Annotated in this window: 27 protein-coding genes, 1 tRNA gene and 1 other RNA gene; 17 read left to right on the top strand and 12 right to left on the bottom strand. The window is 60.5% G+C overall.

Translation table 11 applies throughout. From position 1 onward, the window contains the following. Positions 1-133: 133 nt before the first annotated feature. From CFE428DRAFT_RS02050 to CFE428DRAFT_RS02040, 3 genes are read left to right on the top strand one after another with little or no spacing between them, the layout of a single operon-like run. A complete protein-coding gene (locus tag CFE428DRAFT_RS02050) occupies positions 134-520 on the top strand; it encodes a hypothetical protein (RefSeq protein ID WP_006977763.1) in 387 nt (128 codons plus the stop codon). Then, complete coding sequence (locus tag CFE428DRAFT_RS02045; protein ID WP_006977762.1) at positions 517-777, top strand: DUF5985 family protein; 261 nt, start codon at positions 517-519, stop codon at positions 775-777. Before CFE428DRAFT_RS02050 ends, CFE428DRAFT_RS02045 begins: the two co-directional genes overlap by 4 nt. A 2-nt stretch (positions 778-779) precedes the next feature. Then, on the top strand, positions 780-1,037 hold the full coding sequence (locus CFE428DRAFT_RS02040) for a DUF5985 family protein (RefSeq protein ID WP_006977761.1): 258 nt from the start codon (positions 780-782) through the stop codon (positions 1,035-1,037). A 97-nt stretch (positions 1,038-1,134) separates the two neighbouring features. Here the strand turns inward: CFE428DRAFT_RS02040 and CFE428DRAFT_RS02035 are convergent, their stop codons facing one another. Beyond that, positions 1,135-1,806 (bottom strand): YkgJ family cysteine cluster protein, encoded by a 672-nt coding sequence (locus tag CFE428DRAFT_RS02035; protein ID WP_006977760.1) that lies wholly within the window; start codon positions 1,804-1,806, stop codon positions 1,135-1,137. Positions 1,807-1,902: 96 nt separating this feature from the next. On the opposite strand from CFE428DRAFT_RS02035, the gene CFE428DRAFT_RS02030 reads away from it, so the two are divergent. From CFE428DRAFT_RS02030 to CFE428DRAFT_RS02005, 6 genes are all read left to right on the top strand, one after another. Then, a complete protein-coding gene (locus CFE428DRAFT_RS02030) occupies positions 1,903-2,406 on the top strand; it encodes a hypothetical protein (protein WP_131989168.1) in 504 nt (167 codons plus the stop codon). A 165-nt stretch (positions 2,407-2,571) separates the two neighbouring features. Further along, on the top strand, positions 2,572-2,880 hold the full coding sequence (locus CFE428DRAFT_RS02025) for an ankyrin repeat domain-containing protein (protein ID WP_042724212.1): 309 nt from the start codon (positions 2,572-2,574) through the stop codon (positions 2,878-2,880). A 272-nt stretch (positions 2,881-3,152) separates the two neighbouring features. Beyond that, positions 3,153-3,244 (top strand) — tRNA-Ser (locus tag CFE428DRAFT_RS02020). A 346-nt stretch (positions 3,245-3,590) separates the two neighbouring features. Continuing rightward, positions 3,591-4,175 carry a DUF4303 domain-containing protein gene (locus CFE428DRAFT_RS02015; RefSeq protein WP_006977757.1) on the top strand — a complete coding sequence of 195 codons (585 nt, stop codon included), beginning with the start codon at positions 3,591-3,593 and terminating at the stop codon, positions 4,173-4,175. Between the two features lie 371 nt (positions 4,176-4,546). Then, on the top strand, positions 4,547-5,014 hold the full coding sequence (locus CFE428DRAFT_RS02010; protein ID WP_006977756.1) for a hypothetical protein: 468 nt from the start codon (positions 4,547-4,549) through the stop codon (positions 5,012-5,014). A gap of 309 nt (positions 5,015-5,323) precedes the next feature. Further along, positions 5,324-5,830 carry a (2Fe-2S) ferredoxin domain-containing protein gene (locus tag CFE428DRAFT_RS02005; protein WP_006977755.1) on the top strand — a complete coding sequence of 169 codons (507 nt, stop codon included), beginning with the start codon at positions 5,324-5,326 and terminating at the stop codon, positions 5,828-5,830. A 27-nt stretch (positions 5,831-5,857) separates the two neighbouring features. On the opposite strand, the gene CFE428DRAFT_RS02000 is transcribed toward CFE428DRAFT_RS02005, so the two are convergent. From CFE428DRAFT_RS02000 to CFE428DRAFT_RS01975, 6 genes are all read right to left on the bottom strand, one after another. After that, positions 5,858-7,825: a CehA/McbA family metallohydrolase gene (locus CFE428DRAFT_RS02000; protein WP_006977754.1), complete on the bottom strand. Its 1,968-nt coding sequence runs from the start codon at positions 7,823-7,825 to the stop codon at positions 5,858-5,860. After that, positions 7,822-9,186 carry a carboxypeptidase regulatory-like domain-containing protein gene (locus CFE428DRAFT_RS01995; RefSeq protein ID WP_006977753.1) on the bottom strand — a complete coding sequence of 455 codons (1,365 nt, stop codon included), beginning with the start codon at positions 9,184-9,186 and terminating at the stop codon, positions 7,822-7,824. The genes CFE428DRAFT_RS02000 and CFE428DRAFT_RS01995 overlap by 4 nt, the downstream gene beginning before the upstream one ends. Positions 9,187-9,224: 38 nt before the next feature. After that, positions 9,225-10,208, bottom strand: coding sequence for a gas vesicle protein GvpC (gvpC, locus tag CFE428DRAFT_RS01990; protein WP_006977752.1), 984 nt, complete (start codon positions 10,206-10,208; stop codon positions 9,225-9,227). Positions 10,209-10,263: 55 nt separating this feature from the next. After that, positions 10,264-10,848 (bottom strand): tetratricopeptide repeat protein, encoded by a 585-nt coding sequence (locus CFE428DRAFT_RS01985; protein ID WP_006977751.1) that lies wholly within the window; start codon positions 10,846-10,848, stop codon positions 10,264-10,266. Beyond that, positions 10,848-12,191 (bottom strand): O-antigen ligase family protein, encoded by a 1,344-nt coding sequence (locus CFE428DRAFT_RS01980; RefSeq protein ID WP_006977750.1) that lies wholly within the window; start codon positions 12,189-12,191, stop codon positions 10,848-10,850. The genes CFE428DRAFT_RS01985 and CFE428DRAFT_RS01980 overlap by 1 nt, the downstream gene beginning before the upstream one ends. Positions 12,192-12,274: 83 nt before the next feature. Continuing rightward, complete coding sequence (locus tag CFE428DRAFT_RS01975) at positions 12,275-12,490, bottom strand: hypothetical protein (RefSeq protein ID WP_006977749.1); 216 nt, start codon at positions 12,488-12,490, stop codon at positions 12,275-12,277. Between the two features lie 859 nt (positions 12,491-13,349). On the opposite strand from CFE428DRAFT_RS01975, the gene fusA reads away from it, so the two are divergent. The 3 genes from fusA (at position 13,350) to CFE428DRAFT_RS01955 (ending at position 17,238) form a co-directional block, all read left to right on the top strand. Further along, entirely contained in the window at positions 13,350-15,494 is a 2,145-nt protein-coding gene (gene fusA, locus CFE428DRAFT_RS01965; protein ID WP_006977748.1) for an elongation factor G, read from the top strand. A 185-nt stretch (positions 15,495-15,679) separates the two neighbouring features. After that, positions 15,680-16,012, top strand: coding sequence for a hypothetical protein (locus tag CFE428DRAFT_RS01960; RefSeq protein ID WP_006977747.1), 333 nt, complete (start codon positions 15,680-15,682; stop codon positions 16,010-16,012). A gap of 188 nt (positions 16,013-16,200) precedes the next feature. Further along, entirely contained in the window at positions 16,201-17,238 is a 1,038-nt protein-coding gene (locus CFE428DRAFT_RS01955) for a phytoene/squalene synthase family protein (protein WP_006977746.1), read from the top strand. Here CFE428DRAFT_RS01955 and CFE428DRAFT_RS01950 read toward each other — a convergent pair. From CFE428DRAFT_RS01950 to CFE428DRAFT_RS01935, 4 genes are all read right to left on the bottom strand, one after another. Next, the gene (locus CFE428DRAFT_RS01950) at positions 17,227-18,135 is read right to left on the bottom strand and encodes a uracil-DNA glycosylase (protein ID WP_006977745.1); all 909 of its coding nucleotides are present in this window, start codon (positions 18,133-18,135) and stop codon (positions 17,227-17,229) included. The genes CFE428DRAFT_RS01955 and CFE428DRAFT_RS01950 overlap by 12 nt on opposite strands. Further along, a complete protein-coding gene (locus CFE428DRAFT_RS01945; protein WP_006977744.1) occupies positions 18,132-19,040 on the bottom strand; it encodes an RluA family pseudouridine synthase in 909 nt (302 codons plus the stop codon). Before CFE428DRAFT_RS01945 ends, CFE428DRAFT_RS01950 begins: the two co-directional genes overlap by 4 nt. A 121-nt stretch (positions 19,041-19,161) precedes the next feature. Beyond that, positions 19,162-20,121 (bottom strand): 3-keto-disaccharide hydrolase, encoded by a 960-nt coding sequence (locus tag CFE428DRAFT_RS01940; RefSeq protein WP_006977743.1) that lies wholly within the window; start codon positions 20,119-20,121, stop codon positions 19,162-19,164. A gap of 361 nt (positions 20,122-20,482) precedes the next feature. After that, a complete protein-coding gene (locus CFE428DRAFT_RS01935; RefSeq protein WP_042724208.1) occupies positions 20,483-21,835 on the bottom strand; it encodes a replication-associated recombination protein A in 1,353 nt (450 codons plus the stop codon). Positions 21,836-21,950: 115 nt separating this feature from the next. On the opposite strand from CFE428DRAFT_RS01935, the gene CFE428DRAFT_RS01930 reads away from it, so the two are divergent. Continuing rightward, complete coding sequence (locus CFE428DRAFT_RS01930) at positions 21,951-22,394, top strand: universal stress protein (RefSeq protein ID WP_006977741.1); 444 nt, start codon at positions 21,951-21,953, stop codon at positions 22,392-22,394. Here CFE428DRAFT_RS01930 and CFE428DRAFT_RS36875 read toward each other — a convergent pair. Continuing rightward, complete coding sequence (locus CFE428DRAFT_RS36875) at positions 22,381-22,557, bottom strand: hypothetical protein (RefSeq protein WP_006977740.1); 177 nt, start codon at positions 22,555-22,557, stop codon at positions 22,381-22,383. The genes CFE428DRAFT_RS01930 and CFE428DRAFT_RS36875 overlap by 14 nt on opposite strands. A 236-nt stretch (positions 22,558-22,793) precedes the next feature. On the opposite strand from CFE428DRAFT_RS36875, the gene ssrA reads away from it, so the two are divergent. The 4 genes from ssrA to CFE428DRAFT_RS38375 all read left to right on the top strand — a co-directional run bounded on the left by ssrA (position 22,794) and on the right by CFE428DRAFT_RS38375 (position 25,183). Then, positions 22,794-23,174, top strand: a transfer-messenger RNA (tmRNA) gene (gene ssrA, locus CFE428DRAFT_RS34930). A 92-nt stretch (positions 23,175-23,266) separates the two neighbouring features. Beyond that, the gene (locus CFE428DRAFT_RS01920) at positions 23,267-23,515 is read left to right on the top strand and encodes a GIY-YIG nuclease family protein (protein WP_006977739.1); all 249 of its coding nucleotides are present in this window, start codon (positions 23,267-23,269) and stop codon (positions 23,513-23,515) included. A gap of 1,012 nt (positions 23,516-24,527) precedes the next feature. Next, positions 24,528-24,803: a hypothetical protein gene (locus CFE428DRAFT_RS01910; protein WP_042724206.1), complete on the top strand. Its 276-nt coding sequence runs from the start codon at positions 24,528-24,530 to the stop codon at positions 24,801-24,803. Positions 24,804-25,027: 224 nt separating this feature from the next. Continuing rightward, positions 25,028-25,183: a hypothetical protein gene (locus CFE428DRAFT_RS38375; RefSeq protein WP_006977735.1), complete on the top strand. Its 156-nt coding sequence runs from the start codon at positions 25,028-25,030 to the stop codon at positions 25,181-25,183. The last annotated feature ends 237 nt before the right edge of the window (positions 25,184-25,420 follow it).

The following is a 25,420-nucleotide window of genomic DNA, read 5'->3' as shown; positions in this document are numbered from 1 at the left end:
CCCGCACAGAATAACTGCGTGCCAACGCAAGCACGAACCTGCTGCCAACCGCGGCGTGTTCTTGCGCTTCGAATTTTGAGTGCGCGGTTTCCTGCTTTGCACTCCGCGATAGAGCCTGCTTTCCTCGCGACAAATGCCCGGCGAAATTATTCCGATCGAACTTCGGCGATTCATCTCGGCACATTTCCGTTCCGTCGAACAACTGGAAATCCTGCTCCTGCTCCACGGAAAACACGATGCGCCCTGGTCGATTCAAGCAGTCTACGACGTGATTCTGAGTTCGAAACCCTCCGTGGAGCGCTGGCTGGAGGATTTCGTCAGGCTGGGCTTTCTGCAAAAGACTTCCGAGACCCCACCGCGCTACTTGTTTGCCGCCAGCGGCGAAACCGCCTCGCTGATCGCGTCGCTCGATCAGCTTTACAAGTCAAAACCCGTCCGCATTATCGAAGCAATTTTCCAGAGGGATCGGGATCCAGCGCAGAGCTTTGCCGACGCATTCAAAATCAAAAAGCAGCCATGATCGCCGCCGTCGTTTATCTACTCTGTATCGTCACCAGCCTGCTATGTAGCTTTCTATTATGGCGAGCCTATCGGCAAAATCGATTACCCCTCCTGCGGTGGAGCGCGCTGTGTTTCGCCATCCTCGCCCTCGCTAACGCACTTCTTTTCGTTGATCTGATCATCTTCCCACAAATCGACCTGCTTGCTTTGCGTAGTGTCGTAACGCTGTGCGCCCTGCTCGTCTTGCTTTACGGATTGGTCCTTGAATCCAATTGATTATGCTGAATGCCTTTCTCGCTGGCGCCATTTCGATGGGATATCTGACCGCCGCACTTTTTTTCCTGCGGTTTTGGAAGTCGACGCGCGACCGGCTCTTCTTTTTCTTTTCGGCCGCGTTTGTCATCTTGATGGTCGAACGAATCATCTGCGAAGTCCTCGCCATCAAGACGGAATGGGTCCCGCTTATTTATTCGCTTCGGTTGGGCGCGTTCATTCTGATTCTGGCGGCGATCGTGGATAAAAACCGCCGTCATTGATCCATCAAAAATTCGCGTTCATTGACGTCCATTCGCGGTTTTAGCGCTACCCGGGCGATTCCGCCCAGGTTGATCGACGCGGAGCGCCCCTTGCGGATTACTCCATCGGAGTCACCGATGCGTGGATAAATGCCTCCTCGTGGTTCCGCCAACTCAGCCAACTCGCCGGATCACTCAGGGCTTCATGGAGCGCCGTGCCCAGTTCGTAGACCGTGCAGTCAAATCCGAGTTCGAAATACACCTCGGCGTTGTGCTGCATCGCTCCCGTGAGGGCTTTAAAGAGATCGCGATCGTGGGCCGCAGGTGTTTCCAGATCATCGGGGTGATCAAAGGTGTATTGGCAGGCCGCCAGGTCCTGGGAGTGATGCCTTCGGCACGTGTGCGGACGAACGGCATAAACCGTGCACCGGCCATCTTGCAAAAGAGGGCAGACGATGTTCTGCGTGACGTGCTCAAAAGGCGTCAGCGGCCCTACCTTTGCAACATGAGCCTCCAGGCGAACCATCAGATCCGCCGTCTCCTCCGCGGTGAAATGATTGCGGATGTGGTGGGCGATCAGGAAGACCTCATGAGCGAACACATCGATCCGGAGCGAACAGCAAATCCCGCAGCCCTCACAGCAAGCCAACTTCACCCCTCGCTGCTGGATGATCTCATGGTTGAGTCCATCGACAAACTCCAGCGCCATTTGGGCAGCGCCATCAAACTCCTCCGGGGTGAGAGAGTGCGCGATGTCATCGGCAAGTTCGTGGATCGGGTATTCGGGCATGTCGGGTCATCGTTAGCGCGTTCCTCACAATCCGCCAGGAGTTAAAAAGGGTTGTTCTTCACTTTACTCCCGCCATTGGTAGCGTCGAATTGAACGATGCGTATCCTCACGTCAGAACAGTGGCAAGCATGGTGCGTAGAACGGCAGGTTCCGCTGCGAGAAGTTGGTTGGATTCGTCCAAACGTTGGTGCCGACCACTTCCACATTGCTGACCTGCCATATCCAATGGACTCCGGCAAAAAGGTGAACCTAGCAAAACGCCTTGTCTCTTTCGTAGCTTCCGAATCCGAAACGCTGATCTTGGTCGATGATTGGGCGGTATGGCCTTCCAGTCAGCATTTGCCGCTATTCACTCGATTCCGCGAGTCTCTCGGAGAACGTCGTCCCCTCACCGAAGCACCCGCACACATCATCACCGGAACCGACAGGGACGACGCCATTTCCATCGTCGCCACATCGCTGCTCTTCATCTGGGACTGCTACGGCATTTCAGCTACGGGCCGTGATGCATTTTACATTTCGCACGACGAATTTTGCTACTTCGCCAGCCGTGATGCTTCTATTGCCGAGCGCGTCGCCTCCCAATTTGCCGCAAAATAAACAGCAATTCGTTCGCCTAGCGTGAAATCAAACCAACACGTTGCGCTCGCCGCAGTCATCCTTTGCATTCCCGGTTGCTTTCTCATCTCACGCCGTCCGATGAACGAGACTTCCAACCCCGCGTCCAAGCCTACCCTTTTCAGTCCCGGAGTAGGAAAGCGAGGCATGACACAACTTCACTATGATGCCTGTTGCGGCAACTTGGAGGGACTCGTCTGGTGCCTTGACCACGGCTTCGATGTCAACGCTACCGACAATTACCGAGGTTATACGGCGACGCATTGGTTGGCCGACATGGCTGCGGCGGGTGGCCCCCGAGTCGATATGCTCAAGGCATTGGTAGCGCATGGTGCTGACCTGAACATCAAATCTGCGGACGGTCAGACTGCGTTGATGCTTGCGCACGCAGCGGGCAGCAAAGGCGGCGACGACCTCGCCGCAGAGCTTCTTAAACTTGGTGCAAATCCCGAATGATGACGATGCTGAGGCGGCAATAAGCGTTTCAACGAACGCTGCATCCTCTTCGGAGAATTGGGAGATGGTCACTTGTGGCGCGCCGCCGCGTGACGCAGTCGAACTGAAAGCTCTCATCCCCCTCACCATGACGCCAAGGCCCCCAAACTGAATGGCACGGCGTCCGACCGGTGCCTTCACGTTTTTTACTCTGAATTTCGACGATTTTGTCGGCGGCGAAAAATTCCGCTGGCATCCTTGCGGGAGCGGTGTTACCTCTCCCGCCCCATCACGGAAGGGTGGCTGAGTCCGGTCTAAGGCACTCGACTCGAAATCGAGCGTGCTGTAAAAGGCACCGTGGGTTCGAATCCCACCCCTTCCGCCATTTGTCACGGCGCTCGTGGCAAAAAGGGGGCCGTGGCAAATGGCGGACATGGTCAGATTCGAACTTTCAGTTCGACTGCGAAACGCGGTGCGTCACTCCAAACCGCCGGAGGCGCAAAACGCAGGCGGTCGTGGCAAAGTGGCCGCAATCCCACCCCTTTCACTCTTCCGGTTTCCACGCCTATTAAACACGTAAAAATCCCTGAGTCTCAGGCGCTACGGTAGTGACATGTCACACCTGAGTACTCAGAAAGCGTGTCTCGCCAGCAAGACTTGTTGCGTCGCGGCAAAGACGGCTCCGCACAATCCGCTTGAGGACTTTTGGGATGCCAAGCTATCGAAGATAAATGCCCTCGATTCAACCAGACCGCCTCGCGGATCAAGTCTATGTTGCTTTGCGAGCCGCGTTCTCCGACCTAATCAACGTAAATGCGCATCAGCGCTTTTACGCTTTCGCATTATTCACTGACGATTCGTTGCAGTTTCTGCACCCAGCCGCCAATACGGAGGAGGCCCTGACCTCGACCTTGAAGCGCTACCGAGAGAAGGTCGACCCCAAGTATGGATGCACATCGACTCGTGCTGGCCTGCGGTGGTCTTACGGAGACTGGGGGTTCTTCGTTCCAGATGCCGGTGAAAAGCACTTCAAGGAGATCAACGGAACTCTGCGGACACACTTTGATCGCATGGGCGCAGAGGAAGATTCCGAGGAGGAATTCGAATCGCTTTGGAGCGCAATTCTGAACGGTTTTCAGAGGCTCGAGCAAGAGGGCTTTTTCGGGTCGGGAGCCGAACGTTCCAAAATCACGTTGCTCTTGGTTGGAGACCTACCACCGGAACTGGTTGAGAGTTGGGTATCAGCGTTAAATCCGCCGGACGTTGCGAACCGCTTTATCAACTGGAACTGTAACGCCCCCGACGACAGCGAGTAATTACACGTCTGCGATGACGAGTTGCTGAACGTCAGTGTATTTTAGGAACGTGTGAGTTTCTTACACCCCTTCCTCCATTCCTTCTTAAAGAGTTCGGAAATCAGGCGAATTTCTCAATATCAACGGCGGCAGCCCCGCTATGGCACTCCCGGCTGAATCCGCCGGCCCCCATCGCATGACTCATCGCCTCGACCGTAGCTCCACCGTTGAGCCTTAGGCAACAGGCGGAGCTTGACGTTCTGATTCGGTAGCGCTTTCCTTCACAACGGTGGTATAACAACCGTCAACCCCCCCCCCACCCCACACACACCACCCATACCAACATCTGGAATCCAATGAACACTATGAAGCTTCCAATACTCGCTGCTGTCATGAGCCTGCTTGTCTTCGTCTCCGGAGCCGCCTTTGCGGACCCTGCCGGATGGACAACCTATAAGGCCAACGATTACGGATTTTCCATGCTGGTTCCCGAGGGAGCCAAGGTGCAGACAAAGGAATGGGGTGGCGGCTGGGGCGGACTCTACTCGGAACACGACGGGGTGACTCTCTACGCCGTTGCCAAGCTGGGGGAACCGGAAAGCGCGGAAGACATCGAAGCGTTTGGAGTGAAATTGACGATGATTCCCGACGACGGGTGGACCCAAATCGACAAAGGCACTGGGAAAGGTTGGAAGTGGTACCGAACCGTGAAGGCAACGAAAGGCTCGAAGCTGGCTTTTGGGGGGTACGGAGTTGGCCCCAAAGGAAGTTATCTCCTGATTCTCGTAACCACAGCGGCTGATTTCAAGGAGCATCAAGCTGACTATGAGAAGTGGTACGAGAGTATTCGCCTTAACTAACTAAGGTATCTTCGATTTTGCGGCTTTGGGCTTTCCGAATGGAAAGGAAGCACACGCACCTAAACCGGCGGCGAGTTTGCGCGTCGTTGCGACCGCAATTTCAAACAGCATGGGGATGCTCCGGTTGAGGGCGGACATCCCATCACCGAGGCAGCCGCGATCCGGGCGTTTGCCTAAACCGTGGGCACTTTGCAGGAGCTTCCCGCACGCGGGGAAGCCGGTCTCCGTTGCATAGCGCCGCCAGCCACGCGTCACGCTTCGATTTGCATTCGTTCCGCGAAGGATAACACTATTCGCCGCTCCCCTGTTATGTCCTCACACCCTGCGATCCCTTTCGAACTGCGCGGCCGGTTTTGCGGCTTCATTCGCACGCTGCTCGGCAAGCGGCGCATGGTCTTGCGGGTGGACAAGGAGGAACACTTTCTCAAGGTGGAAAAGGAGCTGCGGCATCGGCTGAAGACGGCTTTGGCTCCGGGCGCGGAGGTTCTGGTGCTGGGACACGAACGAGCGGGCGACAGGAAGCGCGTGATCGACGAGGTAAAGCTCGTAACGGCCGACGGGCTCGTGGCTTGCGCGGTCTGCCCGATCCGGGTGTGCAACAAGAAGAACTGCTGGCGCAATGGTGGGAAGGAACTTTGGGATGCGCTGGAAGACACGCTGGCCCGCCAAGGCCTCACCGGAACCATTCCACTGGAAGGAGCTCATTGCCTGGATCACTGCAAACGCGGTCCGAATGCGGAGTGGCGGGGGCACGATTTTCACCACTGCACACCTCGGGACGCGGAACGGATCGTGGGGAAGGCGACGGAAAGTTGATGGTGGATAGTGGATAGCCATGTGCGGCTACGGCTGGCGCTTCGCCGTCAGCGCGGTGACCTGCGCAGCGACGGCGGCGTCGTAGCCTTTGAGGCTCTCCGCCACTTTCGCGGGGTCACCGGATGCGCGATTGAGAATCGCCTGCGCATAGCCGCGCGCGGAGGTGAATTTTCCGTCGCCATCCACATCGAGCCACACGGGATTGGTCGCCCCGATGACTTTGGGATTCCGGAGACGATCGGTGGGCTGATAGGGAAATGGAATGGCCCAATAGGGCGCGGTCACGCCGGGGCCGCTGGCAATGGCGACGAGATAAGTATCGTGCGCCGGACGCGGAATGCGCCACTCGATGCGCGCCTTTTCTCCCGGAGCCTTCGGCGTCGCGATGACCTGCTCGCGAATTTGGATGCCATTCGCGTAAAGCTCGACCCGATCGACCTGCGCCCAGTCCGGCCCAAGGACGCTCACGTTCACTTTGATCTCGTTGCCCAGCGAAGTCGCCAGGTCGCCGGCCTCGAAGCGGTCATTCACGGTGAGGCGTGCAAGCAGGCCGAGGCTCACATAGGCGTGCCCGGCCTTGAGATTGCGGCAGGCTTCGTCGACGTCGATGTGGCCGGGGTGCGTGTCGTCGCACGTGACGTAAGTGCGCCCCTGTCCAACGATGAAACGCGAGACATCATGCGAATCGCTGGAGCCGATGGCGGTCACGCGATAGCCGTGATTGAGCAGGGCGAACCAGTCGCGAAAGCTGCGCATGAAATCCGACTGCAGCGTGCCCGAATTGCAGACTTCCACGGCATCGAAGGTGAAGTCCGGCCCGCGCAAGTTATCGCCGCTCACGGCGTCGAAATTCTCCAGTGCGAAGGGAATGAAGGAGTTATGCGTGTCGCGCGGATGATTGAGGATCACGACCTGCACACCCGGCACGCTGCGGATGGATTGCATCAGCGCCGGCCAATCCGTAAGCTTCGCATCCGGCAGCGGCGCCTGGGTGCTGGCGATGGGGAAAGCAATGAAATGACCGACGGTGGTGGTGGCTTCATCCCCGAGGACCAGCGTGAAGGCGTCGGCCACTTTCAAGCGCCGGGCCACGTCGGAATAGTCGGCGTAGACGTTGTGATCGGAGGCGATGGCGAGTTCGATGCCTTCGCCGGCCAGCGTGAGCACCCGGTCCTCCGTCGAGGCATCTCCGTGCTTGCTGTAGGTGAAGGTGTGGATGTGGGTGTCGCACGCGGCGAGGTGCGGCGTGGCTACTTCGCGCGCGATGGCGAGGTCGATGTCCTCCGCACTGCCCGCGTGCACGGAGATCTTCTTTTCGGCGACGCCATACTCCGGACCACGGGTGGCGTAGAGCGTGTAGTCTCCCGCAGGGAGGCCGATGGTGGCCTGCCCATCGCCCGTGTAGGCGACGCCCGCGCGCGCGGCGACGGTTTGTCCGGGCGTCGCAGACAACGGCGCGAGGGCGCCGTGGGCGTCGGCGATGGTGAGACGGCAGGGCAACGCGGCCCGTGAATCCTGGTCGATCACGCGCACGTGAATCGTTCCATCCCGGCGCGCCTCGTCCGGCGCGCGGGTATCCAGGGCAATCTCGTCGATGAAAACGTCGTCCGGCATTTCGGGGGAGAGGATCGAGAGATTGTTCGGCCCTTCGTGCAACACACCCGGCGGCACGGCGATCGTCGCCACCTCGGGATATTCCATGAGATCGAGCGCGCCGAGCTTGCGGCCATTCAACAGCACCGCCCATTTGAGCTTCACGTCCCGCTGGCGAATGAACAGCGTCGCGGGTTGAGCATTGGCGTGCGCGTCGAAAGTGATTTGCAGGGAGCGCCCTTCCGGCGTCGTGCCATCCAGATCTTTCCATTCGCGCTCTCCTTCCAAACCAAGGTGATGGCTATGGCTGTCGAGGACGCGTCGCGTTTCCGCAGCCGCCAGCGGACCTGAAAGAAACAAAGCGGTCCCCAGGAGAATGAAGGCCGATCGCAGGGAACTCATGGCACCAGCGTCAGGGCCACATTTCTGACCGCGGAAGAAGCCGCTCCTTCGGAATAGACGAGCACCTGGGCAAAGCCACCCTCGGCCGGAAATTCGAGCTCCGTTTGTCCCGGCCGCAGCGGTGGCAACTCCTCCGGTAATTGGGAAAAATCCGCGCTCTTGCGCAAGCGCACTACGACGCGTCCGGTCGACTTCTCCGGCCACGACACATTCACTCGATAGGTTCTTCCCTTTTGCAGCGGCAGCATCTCCCCCTCCCAGTAGGGGCTATCGATCCGCGATTTTACCCGATACCACATATCCGGCACGGAAGGCGCCAGCCAGACCGCCGCCAGCGAGCTATTGCGAATCAAATTACCCGGCACCGCATCGGCAGGGAGCGCGATATCATGAGTGACCGTCTGATCCGCCGACAGCACGATATCCGCCGTGGCGACCGCACTACCCGGCTGGAGCACGGCGGCGTGATAAGTCGCGGGAGGCAAATGCCGAAACTCATATTCTCCCTTGGCATCCGCCAGAGTGGAGAAATCCGTGCCGACCAACACCACTTTGGCCGGCATCTTTTCGAGTCCCGGAGCCGCCGCGCCGGTAATCGTCCCATGCACCGTTCCGGTAGCCGTCGGCGATTTCTCCGCCAACTGCCCGAGGGTGAACAACATGTCCGCCACCACGCGACTGCACTCCAGCGCACTCTCCAGCACGATCGGTTCGGTCGAAGCGCGATCGTCGCCCAGCACGAAAGGCTTCGCCCGCTCCGCGCGTTCCTTTGAAAAGGCGATCAAGCCATTCATGCGCTGCAAAAATCCCGCCACGGCCTCGTCATCCGTGGCACCGAGCGAGCGCGGATGATAGCCGGCGATGGTGACGGCCTTGGCGTCGACCCAATTCTCCATCTTGCTGTGCACGGGGCCCCGGATCTCTGCGGCGTGCGGAGGCGAACCGGTATCCTCGGTGAAATGAATGATGGAGCCGATCCAGCGCGCGGCATTTACCGGCGTCTCAGTGCGCAGCGCTTGCAAGGCCCGGCGGAAATACGGCTCGTAGGTCTGCTTTACTTCGGGACACAGATGATCCTTGTGCGTGGTCATCTTCGGGAAGAGCAGATAGTCGTCGCTGTAAAACCAACCGGCGGCACCCTCCTGGCGCAATTGCCGGCGCTGATCGGCCATCCAGCAATAGTCACGCAGCCGGCCCAACGCCGGGCCGAGTTCGCGCACGATCGCATCATCAGTGCTCAGCGTATCGACCGCCGCCTGGGTAATCTCCGAATGCGGCCCCCAGGCGAGGAGGTGGCCCGAGGATACCCCGAGCAAAGTACAAACGAGTAACGCGCGGAAGAGGGGGAGAACGGACTTCATGATGCCTGCTCTCCGTTCATCCACGGACGCGGTCGCGCTTAGATGATTTCCACCGCGCCCTGCGGGGATTTCGTGAAGGCGTGCAACTGGCCTCCTTCCGCGCCGATGTGCCGCACGACCAGGCGCTGGTCAGTGATCTCCAGGTGGGTGAAGCCATGGATCCTGCCATTGAAGCGATTCTGTGCGGAAGACTCCGTCTTCTCGTTCGGCCGCAGCGTGGTGCCACCGCCGCCCGAGACCACGAACGAAGTGGGGTGGCCATCGAACTCGAGGTGCTCGAGATCGTGAATGTGGCCGCAGAAATAGAGGTGCGCGGCCTGCTCACGGAAGAGCGCATCCCATTCGCCGATGAGCTTCACGCTGTCGCCGGCATTGGAATACAGCGGGTGATGTCCGCAGATAATGAGATACTTCGTGGTCCGCGGCTTCGCGAGTTCGGCCTTGAGCCACTGCGCCTGCGCGGACCGCTCTTCCTCGGTGAGCGAGAGTTTTTCCGCCGTGGCTTTTTGGTAATTGCTATCGAGCATCAGGAAAGTGACCAGAGGACGCTCCTGCGGAAATTCAAAGCGATACCATTTCGCCGGCATGGTCCAGCGAGTGCCGGGATGCGCGGCGGCGTAGGCGAGCTGAGCCTCGGCCTTTCCGGCGGGCTCGACGCTGTAGTCATGATTGCCGAGCAACGCGTAGCACGGGCCGCTGAATTGCGACTTCGGATAGGTGTCCTCAAATTGCGTCTTCCAGCGCGGGCAATCCACGCCACCGTCCATTTGGCCGTAGAAATTATCGCCGAGCGAGAGCAGCGCAGCCGGCCGAATCCCCTGCCCTTCCATGTAGCTCGCCATGGTGCGCGCGACCTGAAGTTGCGGATCGGGCAGCACCGCGCCCCAATCTCCGAAGAGGAAGAGGTGCTGCGCCTTTGGATCGACCGAAGCGGCGCGCAGGTCGAAGCGTCCGGCGAGCAAAGCGGCCGCGCTGAAACCGAAGGTCTGGAGAAACTGACGGCGGGAATGGAGGGATGCCATGGAGCCATGAACCCACAATCGCGACGGAAGTTCCAGCGTTCCGGGAGAGACGCAGCTAGGGCGCCGTGGCCCCGACTGGTAAACCGGATGATGTCACACCCAGCCCCCCGGCCTTTTTATCTTCCGCGAGGATCTCCAGCCAGTACTGCGCACCTTCACTGCCCAATTGCCGCGCTTTCTGGTACTCGGCTTCCGCCTGGGAGAACTTTTTCTCCGCGTACAGATGGCTGCCGCAGGCATGGAGGACATAAATCGAATTGGGATCCAACTCTCGCGCCTGATCTAAAACGGTTCCGGCTTCATCGAATCGCCGCAGAGCATCCAGCGAAATCGCTTCGCACAAATACAGGCGGACGTCGCGCGGGGCGATCTGCCGGGCTTGCCGATACGCGGCCACGGCTTTCTCGTGGTGCCGTTGCGATTCGGCGGGGGATGAGGCGGTGCGGGCGAGCGCGAAATGCGCTTCTCCGAGACAATAGTACAACTCGGTATTCCGCGCATCGTAGCGCAGCCCGCGCTCGGAGAATTCGACAATCTGCCCGGCGACCTCCGCAGACTCGAGGTAACGCGAATCGGCGAGCAATGCTCTCGCCCGTTCAACCTCATATTCCGCAGGTAACGTCCGCAGAACGGCGGCCATCAGCCAAAGCCCCAACGCAGGGCAAACACCGCCCGCCAACCAGGCATCCACGCAGGATCGAACCGGCGCTGTTCTCCACCGGGATTCGCGAGCATGCCAAAGACAAAGGCCACGAAAAGCGTATTGGCTGGAATGTGCAGATTGAAATCGACGCAGGAATGCACCGCGATGGCGACGGTGCCGCACAGAGCGCCGATCGTCAGCGCCACCGAACCGCCCTGCCCTCCTCCTCCGGCCTCCCCGTAGAGGGAACTCTGCTGCCAAAAAGCCTTCCAACCGCTGACGAGATGGCATCCGAAAAAGAGCAAGAAACCCACCGCACCGACAATTCCGTATTCTCCAAGTAACTGGAGGTAATCACAGTGCGCATAAACGGGATCGGTCTGGATGGACGGATCGCGAAATTGCCGTCCGTAGTAAAGGTAAGTGCCGCTCCCCGTTCCGGCCACGGGGCTCAGGCCAGACTGCTGCAGCGCCGAGGACCAAAGCCGGGGCCGGCAATTCACGACAGCGGCTTCCAGCGAAACGACGGAATGGATCTTGTCGCGCACCGTGGATACGGCCGGAAGCACCGCCTGGATGCTCCACGCTCCTGCCGACAGCCCAACGGCCACGCTGGCCATCAGCGCGAGCGCAAGTGAAGGCCGGCCTCGTTGGTTGAGGAGCAGCGCGCTGAGACAGGCCAGAATCATCAACCCTGCCGCCAGCGCCATGTAGCCACCGCGGCTTCCGGTGAGCATTAAGCCGACGCCGCAGACCGCCGAAGCGTAACCAATGAGGATCCTCCCCCACCACGGCCAGGCACTCCAGAAAGCCACGCTCAGTCCCAGCATCACCACCACCTCGAGAAAGCCCGCCAAATGATTCGGACATCCAAAGAAGCCCCGCGCCCGCGCCCCATATCCCACCGCCGACAAAAATTCGAACGGCATGAAGCCATCTCCACGCTGGTACTGGAGCGCACCGATGGCCGTATCGACCACTCCCAGCACCAGCAGGACGCCGACCAACGAGAAACGCAATCGGGGCGAGATCACCTGCAACACGACCAGCAGGTAAACGATCAGCACCGCCAGTGCGAGATACAGGTCTCTCCTCGCCAGGTAATGGTCTTCCGAAAACAACGCGCGAATCACGATGCAACCGAAGAAGACGACGCTGGTCGCGATGCACACCAACGTGCGCCTGGAAATCGGCAGGCGCCGCAATGACCACACACTCAACACCGCTCCCAGCGCCAGTACGCCGTAACCGGGCAGACTGAAGGCCGGCTCTTTTCCACCGAGCAACAACTGAGTCCCAACCATGGCGATCGCCAACAGGATAAGCAGCAAAATCGTCATCTCGAGCGTCGGAGGAAAAAGGCCCTGAGCGGATTCTCACCCAGGGCCTTGGTAACTTCGATGACTGTCTGGACGCGAAGGATCTACGGGCTCGTGGCGCAGGCGCCCACAGTGGCCCCCGAGCGGAGGTAATCCTTCACCTCGCCATTATCGACGACAAGGGTGTGACACCGGTAACAGATGGTCGTCTTGCCACGAATAGAGTTGTCCGCTCGCGAAGAGGCGACAAAGCAGAAGGCCAGCATACCGACCACCACCGCTGCCGCATAACCCGTGTATCTTTTGATCTTGCGGTTCATGTTTAGGTATTCTTACGAGGAGTTAGAATTTCGCTTTTTGGGCAATCGAAGCAGAAGTGCTTTCGATCGCTCGACAATGAGCAGATCGCGCCAGCCCGGTGCAAGATAAATCAGTGTATCTATAACTCGGAGAAACCGCTGTTACAAAGTGTTCGGAGTTATAACATTTTACGAACATGCACCTTCGGTAACTATGCGTCCGAATTGTCGAGCAATGGAGTGACTTCTCTTCCGTGAAAACCGTTATCCCGGCACTCCGACCGATCGGCAAAATGCGAACCCGCCTTGCATCGGACCAACAAGGGCAGAACTAACTGCGTAGAAACTGCCACGAAGATCAGGGTAACACTCGGACACAGCGGCTATCCGCAGGCGTCTCCACCGTGTTCGTGAAAACCGTCCCAATGCAAGGCGTGGAAAGACGCATCGCCAACCAAGTCGGAACGCGCCAAACTCCGCTCGACAAAACGTTCGTAAAAGAGCGAACGCCAAATCCCCCGAATCATTGGCCACGACGCGCCACTTTTGAACCGGCGGACGGTGCGAAATTTGACGAAAGGCCAAAAATAATTTAACCTCAACGCCACATGACATCCGTCCGCTTCATTCTGAATCGCGCAGAGCGCACGAGCCACTCGGCTCGTTCGTTCCGGATGGGTTTTGCCCCGGCGAGCCGGATTCTGAAATTTATTTCCTCATCGAGGAGCAGCGCGAGCACCGTCTAGGAGACGGAGCTTTCTTCCTTTCGCCCCGCTGCCTCCTCGAAGTGAGCCAGCGGGGTTTTTCATGCCCTGATCTGTTTCCCTTCGCGGGGGGACGCGTGGCGACTTCACCACCACAACCCAACCAAGGAGTCACCATGAACACCACCAAGACCAACACCACCGTGAGACGCAACGTTCCGATCGAACAGACCCGGAACATTGGCATCGCTGCGCACATCGACGCCGGCAAGACGACGCTCACCGAGCGCATCCTCTTCTACGCCGGCGCGATCCATCACGCCGGCGAGGTGCATGATGGCGATACCACCATGGACTTCGACGAAATCGAGCGCCGCAAGGGCATCACCATTGCCGCCGCCGCGATCTCGTGCGCGTGGACGCCGCAAGCCGAGGACGGGCTGCTCAAGCCCTTCCGCGGCGTGCGCCATCGCATCCATATCATCGACACACCCGGTCACGTGGACTTCACCGCCGAGGTCGAGCGCTCGATGCGCGTGCTCGACGGCGCCGTCGCCGTGTTCTCCGGAGTGGAAGGCGTGCAACCGCAATCCGAGCGCGTCTGGCGCCAGGCCACGCGTTACGGCGTGCCGCGACTGGCATTCATCAACAAAATGGATCGGCTCGGCGCGGACTTCGAGCGCGTAGTCGGCGAAATGCGCACCAAGCTGAATGCCAACGCGTGGCCCGTGCTCATTCCCATCGGGCGTGAGGACGACTTGCGCGGCCAGATCGATGTCATCCATGGCCGGGCGATCGTCTATGATGTCGCCCAGGAATACGGCCTGACTTATCACATCACGGAGTTACCCGCGGCGGAACGCGAATGTGCCACCGAAGCGCGCCATGCGCTCATCGAAGTCCTCGCGGAAATCGACGAACCGATCGCCGACGCCTTCCTGGCGGAACGCGAAATCGACGCGCTGGAATTGAAGGCGGCCATCCGCCGGCAAACCATCGCGAATCGTTTCGTGCCCGTCGTCGGCGGCTCGGCGTTCAAATACGTCGGTGTCCAGGCGCTGCTCGATGCGGTGGTGGATTATCTGCCCAGCCCCATCGATCTGCCGCCGGCCATCGGCACCGACCCCGACAGCGGCGAAAGCATCGCCGTGCCTGCGGGCGACGAGGAACCCTTCCGCGCGCTGGTCTTCAAGCTCAGCACGGATGAATTCTCGCGCCGCCGCGTGTTCGTCCGGGTCTATTCGGGCGTCCTGCGCCCGGGCGACACCGTGCTCAATACCGTGACCGGGCGTCGCGAACGCATCAGCCGCGTCTCGGAAGTGCGCGCCGACAAAGAGACCGCGCTCGAAGCCGCCTTTGCCGGCGACATCGCCGTCGTCGCCGGGCTGAAGGACGTGGTCACTGGCCACACCTTGTGCGCGGAACGCGCGCCCGTGTTGCTGGCGCCGCCAACCTTCCCGCCGCCGGTGGTGTCGATGGCCATCGAGCCGGAGACGCGCGCCGACCAGGAACGCCTCGGCTTCGTCCTGCAACGACTCGCCGAAGACGATCCTACCTTCCGCGTGAGCTCCGACCCGGAAACGGGCCAGACGCTCATCGCCGGCATGGGTGAACTGCACCTCGAAGTCATTCGTGAACGCATGCTCGAGCACTTCAAGGTCGCCACCCGCGCCGGCGCGCCGGAGATCGCTTACAAAGAAACCATCACCGCTTCCGCGTCAGGCGAAGGCCGGCACATCAAGCAAAACGGCGGTGTCGGCCAGCACGGCCACGTGTTCGTGGAGATCACTCCGCTGGAACGTGGTAGCGGGCTGGTCGTCAACGACCGGATCGTCGGTGGCGCCATTCCGCGGCAATTCATCGGGGCGGTCCGCAAGGGCATCCTCGAAGCCGCACAGAGCGGCGGCCTCGGCGGCTATCCCGTCGTGGACCTAGCGGTCGATATCGTCGACGGCTCTTTCCACAGCAAGGACTCGAGCGACCTGGCCTTCCAGATCGCCGGCAGCCTGGCTTTCCAGGATGCCGTGGCGAAGGCGAAGCCCGTGCTGCTCGAGCCGATCATGTCGGTGGAATGCACCACGCCGCCCGAATACCAGGGCGACATCGTCGGCGACCTGAATCGTCGCCGCGGCCTCGTGCGCGAACTCGAGACCAAGGCCGGCATCGCCGTGGTCACCGCGGAAGTGCCGCTGGCGGAAATGTTCGGCTACGCGAATGCGATCCGTTCCCTGTCCAAGGGACGCGCGGAGTATTCGATGGTGCCCGCGCGCTTCGAGATCGTGCCGGCTGAGCTGGCGGCCAGGGTGCTAGCCCGCAGGTAAGCGAAGGGAACGGGCCGGAGGAAACGCCTCCGGCCCGTTAGGGTGGAAAGTGTCCGAGACCGCGTAATGGAGTAATCTTAGAGCACTTCTGTTTGCTCGTTCCTCGCAACCCTGGGCTGGATGATGTAACGCCTTCGGCGTATAAAATTGCGCTGAGCGCTCCCCCCTCTCGAAATCGCTGCGCCATGTCTGCTGCCGATTTTCATCACAACGTCTACGTCATCCTGCTCGATGACGCGGTCGCGGAGCATCCTTCGGTGTTACGGCTCAATCCGCAGCGCGATCCGACGAAGCCGTGTGTCTATGTGGGCATGACCGGCTTGCCGGTGGAGCACCGTTTCGAGAATCACAAGAACGGTTACAAGTCTGCCTGGACGGTACGGAAGTATGGCCTCCGGCTCATGCCCGAGTTGTTCGCCCATCTCAATCCGATGCCTTATGAAGCGGCGGCGCAGATGGAAAAAGATTTGGCCGAGGACCTGCGGGCACAGGGCTATACGGTCACGGGTGGCACCTGATCGCGCGCCTCGATGTAGACAGTCAGCGAACGGCGCGAGCACGCTTCTTGCAATGATACACGCGACTTCGCCCAAGGTCATCCACGCACAAATACGCACCCTGTATGCACCTCGCCCCGAGTCTCCCAGAAGAGCCGCCATCAATCCCCTCCCCAACCGAGTCGGATTCGTGTAATCCCTCGCCTCACATGGCCTTCCAAACCAAAGATCTCGGCGGCCCCCTGCTCGCTTCGGTCTCCCGCTCATTTTACCTTTCGATCCGGCTACTGCCGTCGAAGTTGCGCGCCCCTGTGGGACTGGCCTACCTGCTCGCCCGGGCGAGCGATACGATTGCCGACAGCCCGGAGGTGCCGGAGGCCACGCGGCTCCATCATCTGGCCTCCTTTGCCCGGATGATCCGCACGGGCAAGACCGATGGCCTGGCGGAGTTGCAGCAGGACATTCACACGACGCACGCGGGTGAGACCATGCTGCTCTGCAATCTCGACCGCTGCCTGCAGTGGCTCGAGCACGTGGATAACAAGGACCGCAGCGAGATCGTGGACGTGCTGGAGAGGATCATTCGCGGACAAACACTCGACCTCGAGCGCTTCAGCGTCGGCGGCGTGCATGTGGTCGCGCTGCAGAGTGCGGAGGAACTCGACGAATACACGTATCTTGTCGCCGGATGCGTCGGGGAATTCTGGACGCGGGTTTGCCTGAATCATCTGCCGGGGTGCTCTTCGCTCGGGCTCGCGGATTTGCGCAAGCTCGGCGAGGAATACGGCAAGGGACTGCAGCTCGTGAATATCCTGCGCGATTTCACCGAAGACCTGCGCAACGGCCGCTGCTATCTGCCCGAACCGGAACTGCGCGCCGCCGGCACTTCCCCCACGCCCTTGCTCGATGCGCCGGTGAAAGCGCAACCCGTCTACGATCGCTGGCTGGAACGCGCGACCCAGCAACTCGACGCCGGATACGAATACATCTCCACGCTGCGTTCCGCCCGGCTGCGCATGGCGTGCTTTCTACCGTGGTACATCGGGCTGCGCACGCTGCGGCTGCTGGCCAAACCGGGCACACTCACCAAGCCCGGTAAAGTCAAGGTGTCGCGCATGACCGTGCGCTTCGCTTTCATCTATGCCCTCGCATCGGCGTTCTCGCCGAAAGCGCTGGCCTGGTCGTACAAACGAGCCACGGGCAAGACACGGCCCGTGGCACCAGGCGAAGAGAATCTACTTCGATAGGAAATAATTCCGCTGTTTCTCCGAAATCATTTTACCGAGACGCTCCAGGACCATGAGCATGTCTTCCCACACTTTGCGTTTCTCGCTCAGCGATTGGTTGCGAAGCAAATAAGCGGGGTGGTACGTGGCCATCAGCGGCGTGCCGTGGAAATCGTGCCAGCGTCCGCGCAGACGTGACATGGAATCGGTCGAGCCGGTGAGTCCCTCCATCGCCGTCGCCCCGAGCGCCACGAGGAGGCGGGGCCGGATAATATCGATCTGCTCCCGCAGATACGGCAGGCAAGTCTGCATCTCCTCGACCTTCGGCTTGCGATTACCGGGCATCCCCGGCGGCATGTCGGGGCGGCACTTGAGGACATTGGCGATGTAGACGTCTCCGCGGGCGAAGCCCATCGTCTCGATGATCTTGGTCAGCAACTGGCCCGCCTTGCCGACGAAAGGTTCGCCCTGCCGGTCTTCGTCTTCGCCGGGCGCTTCGCCGACGAACATCAACTCCGCCTCGGGATTGCCCACGCCGAAGACGACCTGGGTGCGCGACTTCACCAGGTGCGGGCACTTGGTGCAGGCCAGCACCGGGCCGCGCATCGCCGCCAGGCGCTCGGCCTTCGAACCCTCGAGCGGGGCCATGCGTGGGCCATCGTAATGCGAGACGGGCGCCGTTTCGCTCACCCGGGCGGCTGCTTTCACCGGTTCGGATGCCGGCTTCGGTGTCGGGGCCACCGGCGCCGCCACCGCGGCCGCTGGCGGGGCCGCCGTCGGCGTCGACACGGGTGCGACCGTGCGGGTATTGGCGAGGCGTTCCAGTGCATCCGCCGAGGCGCGCAACTCCACACCTTGCTCGCGCAATTCGCGCAGCGTGCTGTAGACGAGATCGAGGGCGTTGGGGAATTCACTCATGGCAGGGGATTCGGGACACCAGCTTCTACGAAATCGGGTGGAATCGGCGACTCGAAATTCAAATGTTTTCCCGTGCCGGGATGCACGAACCCCAGTCGCCAGGCATGCAGCATCTGCCGCGCAAAATCGCCCCGCCGCCCGTAGACCTCATCGCCGAGGATCGGATGGCCGAGATGCTTGAGGTGCACCCGGATCTGGTGGGTGCGCCCGGTGTGCAACGTGCACTCCACCAGCGTGCCCACCGGCAACTCCAGCAGCACGCGATAGCCGGTCTTCGCCGCGCGGCCCTTGTCTGCCGGCAGCACCGTCATCTTCTTCCGCTGCACGGGATGGCGGCCGATCGGCGCCTCGATCACTCCACTCTTCCGCGCCCACTTTCCCGCCGCGAGGGCGAGGTAAATCTTCGTCACTTCGCGCCCGGCAAATTGCTTCGCCAGAGATTGATGCGCCGCGTCGTTCTTGGCCACGACCAGGCATCCGCTCGTGTCCTTGTCCAGGCGATGCACGATGCCGGGCCGTTGCTCGCCGCCGATTCCGGACAAAGTCTGGCAGTGATGCAGCAAGGCATTCACCACCGTGCCCGACCAATTGCCGGCCGCCGGATGCACGACGAGGCCCGCCGGCTTGTTGATCACGATCAAGTCGTCATCCTCGAAAAGCACATCGAGCGCGATCTCCTCGGCCACCGTTTCGGTGGGCACGGGCGGTGGTTCGTGCAGCGTCACGGCATCGCCGGCGCGCAGTCGTGCGCTCGCCTTGGCGACGCCGCCGTTCAGCGTCACGTGGCCCTCTTTGATCAAATCCTGAATGCGCGCCCGCGAAAGGCCGGCCGCAGCGCTCGCGAGGAATTGATCGAGACGCGGCCCTGCCGCCGCGGCATCAACGCGGAATTCCGAGGTCTTCATGCGGCGATTTCACACGGCATGCGCCAACAAAGGCGAAGCCCAGCCGCGCTGTCAAACCTCCACATCGCGCGCGCCGCCGCGACCTCTTCACTAAGCACTGATCACTTCCGCCTCCGCCCCACTACTTCTTCTCCACGATCCAGACGTTGCGGAAGAAGACGGGGTTGCCGTGTCCTTGCAGTTGGATCGGACCGGGCTCCGGCTTTTCCGGTTGGCCGCCGCCCGTCGAACTGGGAATGTCGACGTGGTCCTGGATGAGGATGCCATTCTGTCGAACGGTGGCCACGGCGTCCTTCGTCTTCTTGCCGTCGGCATCGAAACGCGCGGCCTCAAAATCGATGTCATAGGTCTGCCAGGAGAGCGGAGGGAAGCAGGCGTTTAGCCGCGGCTTGATCTTCGAATAGATGCCGCCGCATTCGTTGTTCTCGCCCTTCAGTCCGAAAGAATCGAGCACCTGCACCTCGTAGCGGTCCTGCAGATATACGCCGCTGTTGCCCCGCGCCTGACCGCGTGCCGTGGGCTTGAAGGGAGTGCGGAATTCGACATGCAAAGTGAAGTCGCCGAACTTCTGTTTCGACTTCGTGCCGGCGAAAAGCAGCTTGCGATCGTCCATGTGTCCGCCCGCCCACGCGTCGGCCGAGGTGCCATCGAAAAGCACGAGCGCGCCAGTCGGCGGCTTGGCTCCGAGTGTTGGCGATTCGCGGACGATGTGGCGCAGTTCGAAAGTGCGGCCCTGGTCGTTCGTCCCCATCAATTGCCCCGCCTGGATCGCGCCCTTCCAACCACTGCCATCGAAAGTCACCTTGTCTCCCTCGCGCTGCGCGTCGACTTCGACCTTCTTCTCGGCCTCATCTGTCGTCCCGGGCAGCCCGTAGCTCCAGCCGACGATGTGGAATTTGCCCGCACCGAGGGCGATCACCTGCGCCGCGCATTTTTCGCCGGTGTATTCGCCTTGGACGGCGAAATCCGGCCCGGCCGCATCCGCTTCAAGGAAGGTCTCCTGGGGCGCTTTCTCTTCGGCGAATGCCGAAAGCGCCAAGGGTAGGGTGAGGAGAATGGGAAGGAGATAGCGGGGAGACATGGGCGGGAAGGGTGAGCGGTTCTTCCGACAACCCGCAAACCAGCGCGCCATTAGCGGCGTTGTCGCTCGGCTCATTGGGCGGAGCCTCATACGCAAGTAGCGATATCCAACCGCGGCTGGCTTGCGAGGCGCTCTCTCCCCGCGGTCATTCTGAGCGGAGTACCCGGCGGCAAGGCGGCGGGCACGCAGTCGAAGAACCCCGCCGAACAACCAGCGAGACGCTTTTGGAACCACGTGCAAACCCAACCAAACAACCAGCGAACATCGCTCGTAGAGCGGCGGGATCCTTCGACTGCACGCTCCCCACTGGCCCACGAGCGCTCCGCTCAGGATGACACCGATAATGGTACGCCATCCCCAATTATTTCGTCTTACCCTCCGCCTGCGCCTGCTCGAAAAGCGCCCGCCAGTATTCCAGCCGCTCCCGCACGCGCTTCTCATAGCCTTGATCGCTCGGTTCGTAATAACGCCGACCCTCCGGCAGATAAGCCTGCGGGACGTAGGCCCCTTCGAAATCGTGGCTGTATTGATACCCCTCGTGCCCAAACGCCTTCGCCGCGCGCTTGCTGCTCTTGTCGCGCAAGTGCCGCGGCACCGCGAGCGTCACACCTTCCTGCACTTCCTTCTTCGCCGCGAGAATGCCGGCATAAGCGCGATTCGATTTTGGCGCGGTGGCCAGATACACCGTGGCATGCGCCAGCGGAATCTGCGCCTCGGGCAGGCCGATGAATTCCACCGACTGCTGCGCCGCCACGGCGATGACGATCCCCTGCGGATCCGCCATGCCAATGTCTTCGCTGGCCAGGATCACCAACCGCCGCGCGAGAAAGCGAATGTCCTCCCCCGCATAGAGCATCTTGGCCAGCCAGTAGAGCGCGGCGTCCGGATCGCTCCCCCGCACGCTTTTGATAAATGCGCTGATCGTATCGTAGTGCTGATCGTCACCCGCATCGTAGACCACGGCCTTTTTCTGGATCGACTCCTCGGCGTTCGCGCGGTCGATATGGATCACGCCCGCCTTGTCCGGCTCCGTCGTCACCACTGCGATCTCCAGCGCATTCAGGCATTTTCGCGCGTCGCCATCCGCCACCGTGGCGAGATGCAGCAACGCTTCCTCGGCCACCTCGATCTTCATCTTCCCAAAGCCACGCTCTTCATCCGTCAGCGCGCGCTTCTGCAGCTTCACCAAATCCGCCGGCGTGAGCGGCTCGAGTTGGAACACCTGCGAACGCGAAACCAGCGGCGAATTGATATAGTAAAACGGATTGTGCGTCGTCGCACCGATGAGCCGCACCGTCCCCCGCTCCACATCCGGCAGCAGCACATCCTGCTGCGCTTTGTTCCAGCGATGAATCTCATCGATAAACAGGATCGTCTTCTCACCTTTGTTGGTCAGCCGATTTGCCGCCGTGGCAATCACCCGGCGCAGATCCGCCACATTACTCTCCACCCCGCTCAGCCGCTCGAAGCGCGATTGGGTGGCGCTGGCAATGATCTCCGCCAGCGTCGTTTTCCCCGTCCCCGGAGGGCCGAAGAGAATGATCGACGAAATGCGGTCCGCCTCGATCGCCCGGCGCAACAGCTTCCCCGGCGCCAGAATGTGCTCCTGACCGGCGTACTCCTCCAGCGAACGCGGACGCATCCGCTGGGCCAGCGGCGCATTCGTCGCTACCTGAGGTTCGGGAGGTGCTTCAGTGGAAAAGAGATCGGACACGGTAAAACGGTAGCCCCGGAACGGCCAATTGACGACCGGGGAAAGGCAAAGAATAGTGCGACAGCAGGGGCACGCAGGGCTACCCTACCGTGCGAAATTAACAAGGAGGCAATAAATGAAAAACATACTCGTTCCGGTTGATTTCTCCGATGTCACCCCCACCGTCGTCGAAACAGCGCGGAAATTCGCCGCGGCCTTCCAGGGCCGCCTTATCGTCCTCAACGTCGCCGAGCCCGAACCTGATTTCGTCGGCTTCGAAGCCGGCCCACCCACCGTGCGGATCACTGCCGCCCGCGATTACAAGGTCGAACGCCAGCACCTCGACGACATCAAGACGCGGCTCCTCGCCAGCGGTTGCGACGTCATCGCCCTGCACATCCAGGGGCCGATCGTCGACAAAATCGTGCACGAAGCCGGCGAACAGCAGGCTGACCTCATCGTCATCGGCTCCCACGGTCACGGCGCCTTTTACGATCTGCTCGTCGGCAGCGTTACCCACGGCGTCATCAAAGAAGCTCGCTGCCCGGTCGTCGTCGTCCCGGCGATCAATAAGGGTTGACCTCGCCACCCGCCGCTTCCGGCTTGTCGGTAAAGCGCAACGTCGGCGAATCCCCTTCGTAGATGTGCGCCGAAGACTTCGGCGCCTTCCTGTGGAACAAGGAGCAGCCGGAAAGCGACATCAAGGCAACAACGAGCAAAAGCGGGAGGAGGGGTTTGGGCATGGCGTGGGAGCGTAGCGGGGCGGGGGGCGGGGACAAGTGTTCAGTGATCAGTGATCAGTATTCAGTTCGGAATGCGGATATCGGATATCGGAGATCGGAGATCGGGAACTCCGGATGCCGAATGGCACGCCGATTCCCGAACTCCGATCTCCGATCTCCCATCTCCGATATCCGCCCCCTCCCGCGATCCCCCTTGCATCCCTTCCTCCTCCCCGCTACATTCTCCTTACCCAAAAGGGGGCGTACTGGTTTCGACTGTTGGTTCGAGACACAGGCCGCATGCCGAGGAAGCCTGGTTGGCCTCGTTAAAACACCTGGGCAAAACATAACTGCGAACAACGTAGTTGAAGCCGACTTCTCTTCGGAGGAGCTGGCCCTCGCGGCTTAATTGACCGTGACGTCCCCGCTGTGACGCCTGCTGGCGGCGGGGGCGACGACAGCAGGCTGGCCCGAGGGCGGAATGACCGCGCCCAAAGGTAAGAAAATTTCGTGGTCGACCGGGAGAGGGCAGTTTGCCCGCCAATCGTTTCTCTCCTCAAATTAAGGACGGGCTAAGCATGTAGAAACTTGTGATGAGAGTCATCAGGACAGGGGTTCAACTCCCCTCGCCTCCACTTTTTTCGACTCAGAGAGACGAAAAAAGTGCCACGGCATAGCGAAGCGAAGCCGGGCTTCTCGCACCGGCCTTGGCCAACACAATCCCCATCCGATGGCGAAGTTCACCTACGTCTACATCCTGGTGAGCGAAGCGGACCCCACGCGATATTACGTCGGCCGCACGGACGATCTGGAAGACCGGTTGCGCCGGCACAACGCTGGCGAAGTCTCTTACACCTCAGATCATCGACCATGGAAAATCAATGTCGCGATTGCTTTCCATGACCGGACGAAGGCAATCGACTTCGAAAAATACCTCAAGACCCACTCCGGCCGCGCCTTCGCAAACCGGCATTTCTGAGATTCAATCAGCCATGGCCACGATTCGCGGACACTTCCACGGCCCCCGGTCTTTTTTCAAAGAGGGCACCCACAATGGCCAGCATCTGTTTTTGTGCCTCTTCACCCTCGGGCTGTGGACTCCGATCTGGTTCCTTTCCGCCGTGTTCAACGCGTTCCAGCCCTTTCACTGCCACGGGTGCGGCCGACGGAAATGGCGATAGCCTGTGCCGGAACCCATTCGCAAAGCCCGGCCGGTGATCGGGAAGGCGGGCTCGGGCGGAAGCGGAACGGATGCCGGAAAGCCGCGGGGCAATTGGGAGCCGCCGGGAGGAGAAAATGAGTTCATCCGCGGGTGCCAAATCAATCCGCTGCTCCATGGAGATCCGATTCCGTGATTGACGGTCGGCGAGTTGAAAGTGTCAGCGGCGGAATCCGCTTAAATTCCCCCGCCTCTCGCCGATACGTCATCTACCAGGAATGGGTGACCCATGAAACCACTGAGCCCGAACACCACCTGCGGACGCGGAGGCCAACGTGAGTTGGAACCAGCCTCCGAACTTCGCTCCGTCACCACGAGTGGGCATGGCGAATCGCCGACCCATTCTGGAATCATTTTGGGAACGTTGAAATCGGGGGCGATGGCTCTGCTCTGCCTGGGGCTACTGGATGTTCCTCAAATCCGAGCGGCGGTCCCGCAGCACGACGAACCCGGAGCGTTGGAACATTATCACCACGAATTCTACAGCCACTCGTATGTGGACCCAAACTATCGGGAGGATCTGGACCACCCGCCAAGCGGTGAGTTGTCAAAATCGAAGACGCGAAAGCCCATTAATCGGAATACGAACGTATCCATCGGCTTTGGCGGTCACCGCCGACACCATCACCAGCGATAGCTTAATTTCGGACCCCGTGGAAGAGGATCTGAGGTAGGAAAGCCGCAGGGCAATTGGGATACGATTCAGTAGTTGATGCATTGCTGCACTCCTCCTGTTCCCAGAACGACCAGCACTCAATTCAAAATCGGACTGGTGGCGTTTAGAAAGCCAGTCGAGCACTACGGCGTGATGGCGAGGGCGACCGCCCTGGTCGAATTCGATGAAGCGCTACCCGCGCACTCTCTCGAGACCAACTTGAGAGTATTTGCAGCCGCGGAGAAAGTATTCCGTGCGCGTTGTCACCTGCCAGAAAGTGAGATCGGCGTGAGGGAGTCCGATCTCGTGCAAGCGATCAACGAGCCGGCCTTCGACGGCACGGTTCCGGATGGAAAATCGCCGGGTGCCCGGGTTTGGCTATCGCTCGCGTGATTCCACTGAATCCGTGTTGGGAACCACCTCCTTTGCCCAAATTCTTGTGGCGTTGGATCGACCTGTCAAAAGAATGTCGCCTGGCCCGAATGACCCCTATTTCTGACAGCTGTTTGCTCGCGCCGCCAACCACGAGGTGAGCGGAGAATGAAGACGGCGCCTGCCCATCCGGGCTGTTTGAATATCGGTCAAGTGGTGATACCTTATCGACAAGAGGGACCGCCATGAAACTTCCCAAGAATCTCGGCACGACGCTGCTCGGCCTTTACCTCGTCCTCATTGGAGTCGTCGGGCTTTTCGGAATCAGTCTTGGGACGCTCAGCTTCGTGCTGCCACTTCTCGCTCTCGTCACTGGCGTCTGCCTACTGCTGGGAAAATAGAGCTTCATCGGGGAGCGCTTCTTTATGCGACCGGCACACTAGAATCCGGCGTTCTGGCCGGTGTGCAAGGGACGCGTGCATTCTTGTTGAAGACGCGAGCGGCGGAGTTGATGTTCCGCTATGAACTCTCAAACCATGGGATTGCGAGTGGCGGGGTTCGTATTCGGTGTGATGTCGCTGGCCCAATTGGCGCGTCTGCTCATCCGGCCTGAAGTCGTGGTGGCTGCCCATTTGATC

This window comes from Chthoniobacter flavus Ellin428 (genome assembly GCF_000173075.1).
GTDB classification, from domain to species: Bacteria; Verrucomicrobiota; Verrucomicrobiia; order Chthoniobacterales; family Chthoniobacteraceae; genus Chthoniobacter; species Chthoniobacter flavus.
This window is presented reverse-complemented; position numbering and strand designations above follow the sequence as displayed.